Annotated in this window: 14 protein-coding genes and 2 tRNA genes; 4 read left to right on the plus strand and 12 right to left on the minus strand. The window is 66.1% G+C overall.

Annotation, left to right across the window (positions count from 1 at the left end):
- Both ACWD6N_RS07590 and ACWD6N_RS07595 read left to right on the plus strand, forming a co-directional pair.
- A partial coding sequence (locus ACWD6N_RS07590; RefSeq protein WP_450004535.1) for a hypothetical protein occupies positions 1-266 on the plus strand: 266 nt, incomplete at its 5' end.
- Positions 267-404: 138 nt separating this feature from the next.
- Positions 405-941, plus strand: coding sequence for an HAD domain-containing protein (locus ACWD6N_RS07595; RefSeq protein WP_450004536.1), 537 nt, complete (start codon positions 405-407; stop codon positions 939-941).
- 136 nt (positions 942-1077) lie between these two features.
- On the opposite strand, the gene ACWD6N_RS07600 is transcribed toward ACWD6N_RS07595, so the two are convergent.
- From ACWD6N_RS07600 to ACWD6N_RS07650, 11 genes are all read right to left on the minus strand, one after another.
- On the minus strand, positions 1078-1875 hold the full coding sequence (locus ACWD6N_RS07600) for a DeoR family transcriptional regulator (RefSeq protein WP_450004537.1): 798 nt from the start codon (positions 1873-1875) through the stop codon (positions 1078-1080).
- 559 nt (positions 1876-2434) lie between these two features.
- Positions 2435-3121, minus strand: a complete 687-nt coding sequence (locus ACWD6N_RS07605; RefSeq protein WP_450004538.1) for a pentapeptide repeat-containing protein — start codon at positions 3119-3121, stop codon at positions 2435-2437.
- 72 nt (positions 3122-3193) lie between these two features.
- A complete protein-coding gene (amcA, locus tag ACWD6N_RS07610) occupies positions 3194-3376 on the minus strand; it encodes a multiple cyclophane-containing RiPP AmcA (protein ID WP_450004539.1) in 183 nt (60 codons plus the stop codon).
- Complete coding sequence (amcB, locus tag ACWD6N_RS07615) at positions 3373-4515, minus strand: cyclophane-forming radical SAM peptide maturase AmcB (protein WP_450004540.1); 1143 nt, start codon at positions 4513-4515, stop codon at positions 3373-3375. The genes amcA (ACWD6N_RS07610) and amcB overlap by 4 nt, the downstream gene beginning before the upstream one ends.
- Entirely contained in the window at positions 4512-4844 is a 333-nt protein-coding gene (locus ACWD6N_RS07620) for a hypothetical protein (RefSeq protein WP_450004541.1), read from the minus strand. Before ACWD6N_RS07620 ends, amcB begins: the two co-directional genes overlap by 4 nt.
- Positions 4841-5005, minus strand: coding sequence for a multiple cyclophane-containing RiPP AmcA (amcA, locus tag ACWD6N_RS07625; protein ID WP_450004542.1), 165 nt, complete (start codon positions 5003-5005; stop codon positions 4841-4843). The genes ACWD6N_RS07620 and amcA (ACWD6N_RS07625) overlap by 4 nt, the downstream gene beginning before the upstream one ends.
- A 446-nt stretch (positions 5006-5451) precedes the next feature.
- Entirely contained in the window at positions 5452-6336 is an 885-nt protein-coding gene (locus ACWD6N_RS07630; protein ID WP_450004543.1) for a phosphotransferase, read from the minus strand.
- Positions 6337-6343: 7 nt separating this feature from the next.
- Positions 6344-7702 (minus strand): hypothetical protein, encoded by a 1359-nt coding sequence (locus ACWD6N_RS07635; RefSeq protein ID WP_450004631.1) that lies wholly within the window; start codon positions 7700-7702, stop codon positions 6344-6346.
- A gap of 308 nt (positions 7703-8010) precedes the next feature.
- Positions 8011-9123: a DUF262 domain-containing protein gene (locus ACWD6N_RS07640; protein WP_450004544.1), complete on the minus strand. Its 1113-nt coding sequence runs from the start codon at positions 9121-9123 to the stop codon at positions 8011-8013.
- Positions 9116-9715, minus strand: a complete 600-nt coding sequence (locus ACWD6N_RS07645; protein ID WP_450004545.1) for a hypothetical protein — start codon at positions 9713-9715, stop codon at positions 9116-9118. Before ACWD6N_RS07645 ends, ACWD6N_RS07640 begins: the two co-directional genes overlap by 8 nt.
- A gap of 587 nt (positions 9716-10302) precedes the next feature.
- Positions 10303-10378, minus strand: a tRNA-Lys gene (locus ACWD6N_RS07650).
- A 187-nt stretch (positions 10379-10565) separates the two neighbouring features.
- On the opposite strand from ACWD6N_RS07650, the gene ACWD6N_RS07655 reads away from it, so the two are divergent.
- Positions 10566-11834, plus strand: a complete 1269-nt coding sequence (locus tag ACWD6N_RS07655; RefSeq protein WP_450004546.1) for an Ig-like domain-containing protein — start codon at positions 10566-10568, stop codon at positions 11832-11834.
- 251 nt (positions 11835-12085) lie between these two features.
- On the plus strand, positions 12086-13372 hold the full coding sequence (locus ACWD6N_RS07660; RefSeq protein WP_354967991.1) for a L,D-transpeptidase: 1287 nt from the start codon (positions 12086-12088) through the stop codon (positions 13370-13372).
- A 137-nt stretch (positions 13373-13509) separates the two neighbouring features.
- On the opposite strand, the gene ACWD6N_RS07665 is transcribed toward ACWD6N_RS07660, so the two are convergent.
- A tRNA-His gene (locus ACWD6N_RS07665) sits at positions 13510-13582 on the minus strand.
- Positions 13583-13679: the final 97 nt, after the last annotated feature.

Below are 13679 nucleotides of genomic sequence, written 5' to 3' on the forward strand. Positions count from 1 at the left end.
CTGAACCGGTCATGCCCGTCTTGCTGCCATCAACAACGGCGCTTCTACTCCAGTCCACTCAAGTCAGACACCGCCACGACTTTGCCGGGGCCCTGAAGCCCGACCCCCGAACGGGGATCAAGCCGAACTCATCACTGCCAATGCCTTCGGCAGTAGTTAAAGGTGCCGACGAAACCACGAGAACTCCTTGGTTGAACCTGTGGGATGTGATGTTGCTGGCGTGGTCGGATGACCACAGCGCCGCCGGAGCGGAAAGGATCCGGTGAGAGATGCATCCCGGCGCCGCCCCTGCCTTGGTCGCCGTCAGCGGCGCACGCGTGCCGGCCGCCGGGAGCATCGGCGAGACGAATGGCGCGGAAAAGCGCGGAGGTCCGGTGGCGGGGTGAGGGCTAGCCTCTAGGGTCATGTCCGCCCCTGCGCCGCGTCCGTTGCTGTTCCTTGACGTGGACGGCACCCTCATCCCGTTCGGCACACCCGCGGCGGCTGGGCCGGGCATGTCACATGGTCGCCCCGTCGCCCCGTCGCCCCGTCGCCCCGTCGCACCGGCTCTACCGGCCGATCCCCATCCCCTGCTGCACAAGATCGATCCGGGACACGGCCGCCGGCTGGAGGCCCTGCCGTGTGACTTGGTGTGGGCGACGACCTGGATGAGCGACGCGAACGACGTGCTCGCGCCGCTGCTGGGGTTGCCGCCTCTGCCCGTCTTGGGCTGGCCCGACTCCGACGAGATGGGGCCCGTGCACTGGAAGACCCGTGGGCTGGTCGAGTGGGCGCAGGGACGCCCCTTCGTCTGGGTCGACGACGAGATCTCCCACGCCGATCAGCAATGGGTATCGACTCATCACCACGGCCCGGCCTTGCTACATCGGGTCGACCCAAGCCGCGGGCTGACCGAGCACGACTTCACTGTCATTGAAGGCTGGCTCATGCAGGCGCGGTAGTGCGAGCTCCATGCCGTCGCGGTTGCTGCGCTTGACGGCTGTGTGCCACTCGGGACTGCCGTTGGTGAGGTCCAGCACCGCAGACCGTGCTGCTGGCGTTGGCGGCGGCAGGGGCATCCATCGTGACGTGGTGCGGTCAGGATCCGACCTCGATGAGGCGACGCCGGCCATTCTCGCCCGGCACCTGCCATACCTGCTCGTCCGGCCATTGGCGATACAACAACTGCTCCGTGGTCGTAGCGAGAACGTTCCGCAGCGGCCGGCGGAGCAGGTCGGCCCGCAGTCGGTCCTCCCGCTCGGCATCCTGCGCGATCAGAAGAACCACCCCGACCGGCACCAGCCGGTCCGCACGCCGGTAGCCGGCCAGCAGTCCACCCAGCCCTGACACCGGCCGCTCGTGCTCGGCGACAACGTCGCCGATCGGCCCACGGTCGACGTGTACCAGGAACCGCAGGCACCGCCCGTCCTGCAGCCATACGCCGTACCCGTCGGCCCGCAGCTGCGCCAGGTCGTGCTGGCGCAACCACGACGAGGTCTCCATCGTCGCCAGCCACTGGAACAGCTCGCACCGCCCCGGGTTGCGCCGCGACACCTCGACCAACGGCAGGAACAACAGGGCATCCGCCACACCAGAGGACCGCTGACCCAACCGCAGTGGAACCGGCCGCCCCGATCCCGTCAGGGCGCGGCGGAGCACGTCGGTCCCCTCGGCCGTGACCCCGTACCACCAGGTATGGGTCCGGTCCTCCGGCGAGCGCTCGCGGCGCACCAGTCCCGCCTCGTGCAGCCACACGAGATCCCGGTGAGCCGTCAGCCGCGACACCGCACAGACAAGCGCCACGTCCAGCGTCGACGCGGAACCATGCTGCGCCAGGTACGACAGGATCCGCCACGGCCGCGGAGACAACCGCCGCGTGGCACCCTGCTCACCCATCCCCCGATGATCCCTCCGGGTGCCGACAGTCCGACACCCCGTTCCCGAAGACCGCAACAGAGAGTATTCAATGCGCCAACCGGGATACCGAAATTCAGGGCCACCGTGACCGGAGACAGCGCTCGCCGCGGGCCGCTGGGCGACGCGTCAGCGGGCCGTGCGAGCACCCACATATCCAAACCGTGGTTTTGGGGTCGATTTTGAAGATCACTGTTCAGTGAATCAGCCGAAGAGTTGAGGACAGAAAACACAGTACGGTCAAATCGGACCGCCACTAGTTGATCTCCACGATTAGCGCCATACTGCGGCGCCGATCTTCCAGAAGCACGCGACAAGCCTCGTCCCGACTCGGCGATGACGCGCCACGCGCCGAAGCGGCTGTTACTGAACGTAACAACGCCAGCGGGTCATTCCTGCGTCTTCCCTCGGTAACGAGCTATGCGCCAAGGGCCCATCCAGGTAGACGACCGGACTAGCCGTGGACGGTGTCTGCGACGAACTGGCCACTCGCTCGATCTCGCGGCTGTTGCCTCAACCAAAGCCGCAGCCGGTAGCGGCGTCAGCGGTCGTGGCCCCGCGCCGCGTCGGCACGGATGTCGATGCTCAGGGCGTCGATGGCCATCCGGGTCAGCTCGGGAAGCTGCTCCTCGGTGAGGACGACGCCCTGCAAATTGTCCAGTGATGCCGCGAAGGCGTGCAGTCGACTGCCCCGCAGGTCAGCGCCGTCGAGACGGCAGGAGTCCAGTTCCAGATCGCTGAGGTCGCACGACCGCAACACAACACCGGAGAGCCGGCAGGATGACCAGGTGCCGTGGACGAGGGTGCAGTCGATGAAGGCCACCGAACCGGCGGCGCTGACTCGGTTCAGGGTGGCGTAGTCGAACCGGCAGTTGTCGAACAAAACGTCTTTCAGGCGAACGTCGATGAGTCGGGTTCCAGTGAGGCGGGAGCCGGTGACCGAGCACCGCTCGATGCTGACGCCGGTGAGGGCCGCTCCGGACAGGTCCGTCTGGACGATCTCGCAGCCGTAAAGGGCACCACCCTCCCAGGCGATCTCACCGAGATCCGCTCCGGTGATCCGGCAGCCTCGGATACTCCAGTCGGCGATCTGTCGACCTCGCCAGGAAGCGTCCTGCACGAGGCCGTCGTGAAGGTCGTCGTCGGGTAGGTCGCTGACTTGGTCGAGGTCTTCCGGGTCAAGGTCGGGCAGGAGGATCGTCACGTCGCCCACGGTGGTCGTACGCATGTCTTTCCAACCTGTTCGGACGCGGGGTGGGCACGCCACCCCGCGCGTCGACTCGAGCCGCCGGTCGGCGGGCTACTTCTTCTTGTTCCAGTTGTCCCAGCCGGGGCGGCTGTCGAACTTCCCCTTGTTGTCCCAGGCGGGTCGGTTGTCGAACTTCGCCGCGTCGATCGACGCTACCGCGCGCTGCGGGTCGACGCCGAGGAGGGCGAGGCGGTCCGACGGTGCGTCGAGAAGCGCAGCGAAAGCGTTGGTCATGACGGTCCTCCTTGAGGGGTGAGGTCATCCGCGGCGGCGCGGATCAGGGCTTGCCGAGTCGTGCGGCAGTAACCGGTCTCCCGGGCGGTGAAGTTGCCGTGTTCGAAGTAGCGGTTGCCGGCCTGAGCGCCCCGGCAGAAGTCGTAAAACGCGCAGCGGTCCGCACAGTCATTGAGCGCCGTCACGAACTCAGCGACGTATCGCAACTCACCGGCGCGGGCCACCATGTCGCCGATCGCTTCACCGAGCACGTTGCCCGCGATGAAGTCGCCGTACCGCGGGCTCTTGATACCCAGCAGTTCCGGTGACAGCAGAACCACCTGGCCGTCGTGGGCGACTGTGGGGATCGGTTCGTACGGGCCGTGGTCGGTGAGGCCGGCGCGGGTGGCGCCGAGGTAGTCGGCCAAGCGATCCAGGTCGCGGATCCGCAGCGGACTACCGGCAAGTCGGTTCCGGACGAGTCGACTCCAAAACCGGTACGCGGCTTCCTCCGGCACCGGCGTGCGGGCGGCGCCTTCCTGTTCCTCGATGTTGAAGCCCACCGACTCGCATCCCGGCAGTGCGGTGAAAAACTCGACGAGGTCATTGGCGTGGTCGATGGTTTCGGGTGTGACGACGCAGATCACCGAGTACGGCAGGCCGGCCTCGGCCAGTGCACGCGTGCCGCGGATCGTCCGGGCCGTCGTCGCATGTCCGGCCCGGTCGAGCCGGTTCCTGTTGAGCATGCCGGGCCCGTCGATGCTGACGCCGATCGCGAAGTCGTAGGCGGCGAACAGATCGCACCACCGCTCGTTCATCAGCGTCGCGTTGGTCTGGATCTCGTGGCGCACCCTCCCAGCCCGCCTCAGAGCCTCGAAGGGAGCGAGCAGCTCATGGAAGACGTCGATCGGGGTGGCTGTGGGCTCGCCGCCGTGCCACACGACGCTCACCGGATGTGCGCTGTCCTGCTGCTCGATTGAACGGGCGCAGGCGGTCGCAACGGAGACGGACATGAGCTGGCGCGAGCGCCGGTCGGGCAGGTAGCAGTAGCTGCAGTCCAGGTTGCAGAAGCTGGTGGGCTGCAGGACCAGGGTGTGGAAGGTCCCGGCGATGGCCGGCTGCCCTGTCATGGCGATAATCCCGATCTCCCGGCCGGTCATGTCTCCTCCGGTCTCTGCGGTTCGGCGGTGGACGGGCGGCGGCGATGCCGGGCCGGCCAGCCGAGGAAGCGGTCAAACAGGTGCCTGACGTCGCCGGTGGTGCTCGGGTTGAGTCGGTGCAGGTCGTCGATGGCCTCGTGCAGGCAGCCGGACAGGTAGAGCAGCAGGTTGAGCCGGCTGCCCTGGTAGCTGGTCAACAGGGCGAGCTTGGCCCGTCCACAGGGCCAGGGCTGCCCGCAGGCCCGGCACAGCCAGAGCGGACGCAGCGGCACATGCTCCGACTGCAGTTCCGGGTCCGTCTGAGCGGCAGACACTCCGTCGCCGCTCATCGGCGGTCGCTTTCCCGCGCCTGCCGCTCGAACACGATCCGCCAGACGTGTGTCAGCAGTGGCGGATCGGTCTTGCCCCGCCGCGCCGACGCCGCAGCTGCGGCTGCGCGGTCTGTCGTCAGCTCGCCGGTCGCCGCGTAACGCGACACGTACACCGTCATAGCCCGCTCCCGGTCGGTGCTGGCGCGTGTGTGCGGTGGGCTTGCCGGCATTCCGGCAAGCCCACCGCCGTAGGCCGGCGGCTGGGAGCAGACCGCCCGTCACCCGCCCACGCAGCCCTGCTGGCGGTACGCGAACGGGGAGTCACCCGTGCGGTCGACGGAGCGCCCGGCGCGAGCACTTGCCGGTGCGTCGGGTCGCGTTCCGACCTGTCGCCGATCGGCACATCCATCTGGGTCTCCCTGGCGTGACATTGCCGCTGGCCCGTCGGCGCGCCATGGGGGTCAGGATGTTCCTGGACCGTTCCGCCGACGTGTTCCTGACGTCCACGATCGCTACCGGCACCGGCCGGAAATAGACCCAGCGTGGTGGGGCACGGTGGGCCTCACCGTGTCCCGCCTGCGCCAACGCGGAGAGGACAGGCAGTGCCCGCCCTACGAGACTCGGTTCAGAGGATTTGCCAGCGGCGGAGTTCCGCCGGGTCGTCGACGAGGCCAGCGATCCGGTGGCGCACCTCGTCGGCGGCCTCGGTTCCGGGCCGGGACTTGCGAGCGTTGGTGGCGATCATCTGCAGCTCACGGAGCTGGCACAGCTCCTCGAACCTCGGCCAGGATGTGGCATCCCAGCCGTAGGCGGCGGTGAAGCCGGCGAAGGCATCGGGACCGGGCGGGTCGAACCGGCGGCAGTGGACAGCGACCGTGGCGATGTCCCACTCCCGGGGCCCGAGGGCGGCGCCGTCCCAGTCGGCCAGTACGGGCGTGCCGTCGAAACGCCGGAGCGCGTTGCGGATCTGCGGATCGGACTGGATCATGCTCGTGCCGCGGGGAAACCGCATCGCCTCCCAGCCGGCGGCCAGCGCCTCGAGCCGGCCCATCAGCAGATCCTGTTCCTTGCCGTTCAGGATCTCCGAACGGGTGACGGCCCGCTCGATGCCGTGGATCGGTCGCAGTGAAGGCAGCGGCACCGGCGGAGCGGGCAAGGCGTGCAGGTCCCGGAGAAGGCTTCCGAGCTCGGAGACGGTGATGGGGTCGTCGTGTGCCGGGTCCAAACGCTGCCAGACCGTAACGGCGTACCCGCCCACCCGCATCGGCTGGGACACGCCCGGATGAAGGCCCACCGTGGGGAAACCTCGGGCCACCAGCCAGTCGACCACGGCCACCATCCCGCGCACCCGTTCCAGGTCATGATCGCCCGGGGCGATCTTGACGACCACGTCACCGACTGCGTAGACGGCGTTGGTGTGGTGCCGCAGCAGGATCGCGTTCGAGTCGGGGTAGCCGAGGAGACGACACACCTCGGCGAGCACCGGCCGGGTGCGCGCCTCGACGAACATGGGGCTCCTAGGGACCGAGTGCGGCTGTGGTCCCAAGACTACGGGCGCGCTCGCGGCACGCCCGTAGGTAATCCGTCAAGCTGGCGACCTCGCCGCGCCCGTTTTTCTCGGGGATCGCCGTGGCCACGTCGTTGGCCCTGGTCAGGATGATCTCCGTACGCTGCGTCTCGGGCAGGTCCGCGACGGCATCACGCGCGGTCAGCGCCGCTTCGGTCGCCCGCCGGTCCTGCGCGAGGCACATCGACCGGTCCAGGGCGATGAGCGCCACGTCGATCGGTACGGCCGGAGCCGCGCCGTACAGCCGCAACGCCTCGTCCTGGATCCGGTACGCCCCAGCCGTGTCACCGAGCCACGTGTGGGCCCCGGAGAGGTAGAACAGCAGCCGCTTCGCCGGAAACCTGAACGCCACGTCAGTGTCCCCGTCGCCAGCCTGATCGAACAGCCGGCGTGCCTGATCGATGGCCGACCGCGCCTGCTCGGTGGCGCCGATTCGGGCCAGGGCACGCGCCCGGCCCGCAGCTGCCAGGGCACTCGGCGACGATGCGATCGGCGTGACTGCCAGAGCCGCATCAGCCAGGGCGACGGTTTGGGTTGGATCCCCGAAGTAGTACGGCAGCATCGCCGCCTGGGCGCGCACGAGTACCTTCATTCGGGCCTGCCCGCTGTCGTCCGCCGCGTGGATCGCCGTGCCGTACCACCGTCGAGCCTCGGCCACATCCCCGAGCCTCATCAACGCATCAGCGCACATCGTCGCCAGCAGCGCCGCCACCTCGGACAGCCGGGATTGGACCGCCGCCGGCTGCCGCCGAAGCGACAGCACCTGAACCTCTCGGCAGTCGGCGGCCAGCAGCGACAGCATGCTCTGTGGCGAAGCTGAGGGATAGACCTTCAGGTGCTCGCCAGCAGCCTGCTCGATCAGCTCAAGCTGCCGAGAAGCGACGCTCGACGCCGCCAGAGCCTCGTCCAGTCCCAGACGGAGTCTGACCAGACTTCCGACCTCGCTGGCCCCCACGCCGGCAGGCGATCGATCCGCCCCGCCCTCCCCGGCCACGCGGCTGGCGTCACGCGGCATGACGCTGTCCTCGTCGCGCCCGAGCCCCATGGCCGGACGCGGAATGTTCAAACCAACCGCGATCCTCTCTAATACGTCGTACGCGGTAACCTGCCGGACGCCCTTGGCGATCTCAGTAGCGCGGTGGGGCGAGACGCTGACGAGAGCCGCGATCCTGCCGTAGGACACGCCCCGGGCGTGAAGGAAGCGGAAGACGGCAGTGATGTCCCGTCGTCGCAGAAAGTCACTGATCGGTCGGCCATTCCACAGCCCCGAACTCCACCACTCGGGATCCACCTGCGCGGCCACGATCACCTCCAATCGGACGACGACCACCTGTCAGCACAGCGCATCCGCGCCGTCACATCAAGTCAATGGCGGTCGATGGCGGTCGAGTCGACCGCCCATCCAGAGTCGACGCTTGGGGTGGCATCCGGAAGACCCACGATGAGCCCTCACGGTGTCCCTCATGGGATCAAGCGCAGGCTCCGGAGTGCCCCGCCGCCCGCGCCGCGTTACCGCGAGAAACCAGGCCGCCCTCGCCCTACACCAAACCGCGGCGAACCGCAACACAGAAAACAGCTCATTTCGAGATGATCACAGGTCACAACAGTTCGTTCATTTCAATTCTCAAGCTTCTTCAGAAGTAAAGATCCTAGCTGCTGGGAGCGAATTCGGCGTGACCCCAGGTCGGACGAATTCCTAATACCTGCCATATAGCCTTCGATGGCCTTATCAACTTCCTCTGGTGCCATTTCGAGCATTACTGAAAGAGATGCGGTGAGGTCGGCGCTTTCACCGTTCTCACTGTTTCGCTTCCTGGCCGAAACTGCGCGCTGAAATAGGTCCAGAAAATCCCGAATCTGCTCCGTCTGAACCGCGTCGGCATTACCGAACTGCTCCCGCAGCCCCCAAGAAACATGTAGCAGCGTGAACATATCGACAATGTTCGACCACCTGGTTCTGCCTGCCCACTTAATAGTGTTCTTCAGGAACGTCAGTAGCGCGAGGAATTCTATTGAACGATCCTGGTAATCTTCGAAATCTGCGGATATTTTGTCATAGCGCTCGTCAAGTTCAGTCTTTTTATTGGACAGCCCGAATATGCAGGTGCCGAATACCTCGGCATAGAACTCTAGGTCACCGCCCCGCTTGCGTCGCTCACCACTGAAAACTCCGGACACCGCGCTTATTGGGTGAGCCACACAGTCCTTCAGAAAATCGTTGAACGGGCCAGGCAACAGAGCGTTTCGGAGTTCTTGCTCCGTTAGCACCATATTAACCCTGTTGACGCGGGCGAAAACTGCGCGCACGAACTCATCGGCAAGGTTCGATAGGCGCCGAATCGGGAAACGGTACTGGAAGAACTCTTGACGCACATCGTCAGGGAGTTCCGTGAACAACAACCCCTCGAACTTCTCCCTCAGCTTTTCGTCCTCTAGCCCATCCAGCGGGAATTTGTTGTTCAAAAACCCAAGCAGTGAGGTAAGGCGCTGTTGACCGTCAACAACGGAAGCTTTTTGCTCACCTTCCGGCGAGGTCTCGTAAGCGAGATAGATCTCAGGGATTGGATATCCGAGGAGGATGGTCTCCATCAAGGACACCTTGGCCCGTTCGGGCCAAACTGCTTGACGCTGGTACTCAGGCTGAAGGATAAGTTCGCCGGATTTGTTCAGCGACCGAAACTCCGCTACAGTCTTCGACTCGATCTCGAACTTGAGCCCGTGATCAGCCATTGTGCACACCCTCCTCGATCGCGCGATTCCGCGCGATATTCACACTCTTCACCTGATAGACCCTGAGTGACTTATGGTTGCGGTACAGTCGATAATTGACTTCGCAATTTATGAAAGCCTCGCCGAGGTCCTCGATGAAGCTATCTCTCGACCGTGACCACCGCTCACCGAAAGATAGGCGAGGCAGTATGACGTCGAGGGCGATACATTCTTCGAAAACCAGCTTCCGGAGATAGTTCTTCTTATTGGAAAAGAATTCGTCCTCGATGATATCTCGGAGCTCGCCCCACGCTCGATCGAACAGCTCTGGCGAGATCACCGCGATGTCCAAGTCCGAGCTTTCATGGAACTTCCTAAAGTTCTTTCTTGGGTTGAGCGAATAGCCCAAACGGGCGCTTCCGACCAGCTGGACCGCCATAGGGTCGACGCCAAGTTCGGTTGCAACCCGATGCCGCCATTTGATGTAGTTAAGCTCGTGAGGCCATGCCGCGGGTGTCCCGTCGAATAGCCGGGCGGTTACAAAATAGTCAACTTCCTTTCCTAGGGAACAAAACTCCTCCCAGAATTCGGGTAGTCCTGAAATCTCGTTCATGCTCTCCCTAGCGAACATCGAACTGAATACGTCCCTTGTGCGTCTTAGCGATTGACGAATCGCCTTCGGTCATCCGCGATCTCCCCGAATTCGTGCTAAGAGGGTAGCGTGTCTTTCCCAATCGCCGCACCGGCAGAGAGCCAGGGCCCCGGCAACATCGTGGTGATGTCCGACTTAAGTAGACTGGAGCGGAAGCGCCGTTTTTGATGCCAGCTAGACGGGCATGGCCGCCACGTTCGCTACCGGCTCTCGGTGGTGGTTTGCGCGGGGGTAGCTGGCCACCGGTCGTACGCGGCGATCGCTGAATGGATCGCGGACGTGCCGGCGATACCGGACAGCAGCAACGCGTCGCCAGTGGGCATCCCTGCCGGGCCTGGATCCACGCCGCGACCCGCTACCGAGGATGCCGTGACGGTGTATGGGTCCACGCAGCCCGATAGCTGATCTTACTAATCCAGGCAGCGCTGTCGCCACAGGCTTAGCCCGGTTGAACCGCTCCCGAGCACCCGCCGAGCGACCACCCACCACCGCCGTACACGAAAAAGGCCCCGAGCCGGTGTGAACCACCAGGTCAGGGCCTTGATCGTTGGTGCGCCGCCAGGGACTCGAACCCCGAACCCGCGGATTAAGAGTCCGCTGCTCTGCCAGTTGAGCTAGCGGCGCTCGTCGGCAACGGAGAGAACATTAGCACCCCGCCGAGCCGGGCTCCAATCCGGTTACCCGGGTCCCCCCTTCGGTCGAGCTTACCGGGCAAAAAGGGTCAAACCGTCCAGGGCGTCCGTGACGGGGGCGTGCGCCGACGTCGTGATACGGCACGATGTCCGCCAGGTACGCGAGAACAGAGGTGGGGATGGCACGGTTCACGCGAGCCGGGGCGGTGGTGGGCGCTCTGACCCTGGTGGCGTCGCTGGCACTGACCGGATGCGGCGACGAGCAGAAGAACCCGGAATTCGTCGGCGGGACCGGGCCGAGCGCGAGCGCCGGCGCCGAGTCCGGTACGGCGGAGCCGACGGCGCCGGCCGCGCCGAGCGGGCCCGCGCTCGCGCTGAGCCCGGGCGATGGCACGAAGAACAAGCCGGTGAGTACGGAGATCAGCGCGAAGCTCCCGGACGGCGCGAAGGTGTCCACGATTACCCTGACCGCCGCGGGCGGCGGCACGGTCGCGGGCAAGCTGCGCACCGACGGCTCCGCCTGGGTGCCGTCCGCCCCGCTGAAGTACGGCACCAAGTACACCGCCACGGTGACGGCGACCGGGGCCGACGGGACGAGCAGCCAGGGCACCAGCAGCTTCACCACGATGGCCAAGCCGAAGTCGACCATCGGGTCCGGCCTCTACCTCTTCGACGACAAGAGCTACGGGGTGGCCATGCCGGTGGTCACCGAGTTCCATCCGGGCATCCCGAAGAAGGACCGGGCGGCGGTACAGAAGCGGATGTTCGTCCGCACCGACCCGCCGCAGCCCGGGGCCTGGCACTGGGTCGACAACGGCACGCAGGCCTACTACCGGGCGCCGGAGTACTGGCAGCCGGGTACCACCATCACCGTACGGATCGCGCTGGCCGGCGTGCCGCTGAGCAACGGCCGCTACGGCGACGTCGATCGCAAGGCCACCGCCAAGATCGGCCGTTCGTTCGTGATGAAGGTCGACAACGCGACCAAGAAGATGTCGGTGTACGAGAACGGCGCGCTGGTCCGCACCGTGCCGGTGAGCCTGGGCAAGAGGAGCACCCCTTCCTCCAGCGGCACGATGGTGGTGATGGAGAAGAAGGAGTCCACGACCTTCGACACCCGCGACGACCCGGACCCGGCCAACCGCTACGTCACCGAGATCGACTTCGCTCAGCGGCTCACCTGGGGTGGCGAGTACATCCACGCCGCACCCTGGTCCGAGCACGTGCAGGGTCGGCAGAACGTCTCGCACGGCTGCGTCAACGTGTCGATGGCGAACGCCCGGTGGCTGTTCAGCAAGACCCGGATCGGTGACCCGATCACGGTGAAGGGGACCGAACGCAGGCTCGCCGCCGGCAACGGCTGGACGGCGTGGAGCCTGAGCTGGTCGGAGTTCGTCAAGGGCAGCGCCCTGCCGGTGCCCAAGGGAGGGTCCGGCCCCGCGCTCTGAGCCGTCCGGCGACCCACGCCGGCCCGTGCGACCGTACGGGCCGGCGCGTACTCTTTGCACTGCCCGCGGCGCGACGGCGCCCGCGGCGACCCCTCAGTCCCGGCACGGAGACGAGCCAGGCTCACGAATCGCCGGATTCTAACAAAATTCCGGCATCATCGTCGGCGTGTTCCGGTTCACCCTCGGCAACCGGGACCAGTCCTGGTGCGTCAGTAGGACGATGGGTCAGGGACCACGACTGTGAGGGAATCATGCGAGCTAGCCACGACCAGCTGATCCGGCCCGGTGGGCGACGCCGCGTATTCGCGGCGGGGCTTCTTGCCGTAGCACTGGCCTTCACCTCCGCCTGCACGGATAGTGACGGCGGCAAGCCGTCCTCGTGGCAGGGCGGCAGCGAGAGTCCGGCGCCGAAGGCGGCGGCGACCATCAGCGAACCGGCGACCGACGCCAAGGACGTGCCAGCGTCCACCGGCATCACCTTCACCACGACGGACGCCGTCGAGACCGCCGTCGAGCTCAAGGACGCGGCCGGCAAGGCGGTCGAGGGCACCCTCGCCGCCGACGGCAAGACGTGGCTGCCGGCAGGGGCACTGGAGTACGGCACGAGCTACACCGCCACGGTCACCGCCACCGGTGACGACGGCCGTCCGGCCACCGCGACCAACACCTTCACGACCATGGCCAAGCCGGGCAAGCAGGTGCGGGTGAGCAGCTTCCTCGGCGACAACCAGGTCGTCGGGGTCGGGATGCCGCTGATCGTGAAGTTCAGCCGGGCCATCGGAGAGGACTACCGCGACGACATGCAGCGCCGGATGACGGTGACCTCGACGCCGGCCCAGGAGGGCATCTGGCACTGGGTCAGCCCCACCGAGATCCGGTACCGGCCGAAGGTGTTCTGGAAGGCCAACAGCAAGGTCTCCTACCGGGTGCAGGCCGGCGGCCTGCCACTGGGTGACGGCTGGTACGGCCGCGCCGACCTCACCGTCGACGTCAAGATCGGCGCGTCGCTGATCATGACGGTGGACAACAAGACCAAGCGGATGACGGTGACCCGGAACGGCTCCGTGGTGAAGACCATCCCGGTCAGCCTGGGCAAGAAGAGCACCCCGTCGTCCAGCGGCACCATGGTGGTCATCGAGAAGCTGCGCAAGACGGTCTTCGACACCATGGAGGAGCTGGGCCCCGAGGAGGGCTACCGCACCAAGATTGATTTCGCGCAGCGGCTCACCTGGGGCGGGGAGTTCATCCACGCCGCACCCTGGTCCGAGGGCCAGCAGGGCAGTGTCAACGTCTCACACGGCTGCGTGAACGTGTCCATGGCCAACGGCGACTGGCTGTTCAAGAACACCCAGATCGGCGACCCGATCACCGTCAAGGGCACCGAGCGGAAGCTTCAGAACGGCAACGGCTGGACCGACTGGAACATGAGCTGGGACGAGTACGTCAAGGGCAGCGCGCTGCCGTACGAGCCGCCCGCCGACCCGGACACCTCGCCGACGCCGGAAGCCGGCACCCCGACGCCCACGCCGACCGCCTGAGCAGCCCCAACGACGAAAGCCCCCTCCGCGACGGAGGGAGCTTTCGTATGTGGGCCGATCCACGCATGACCCTTTGATCTTCGATCCCACAAACGGCTCAGGCCCCCTCGTCGGAGGGGGCCCGAGATCCACTGCTGGGTGACTGATGGGAATTGAACCCACGACAACCGGGACCACAACCCGGTGCTCTGCCAACTGAGCTACAGCCACCATGCCGCCGTCGCCCGGTGAATCGCCCCGGGCGGGGTGCGGACCAATAATAGCCACACCGCCGTCGACCCCGTCCAGCGGGTTCCCGGCTCCCCCG

It is taken from the genome of Micromonospora sp. NPDC005163 (genome assembly GCF_053599835.1).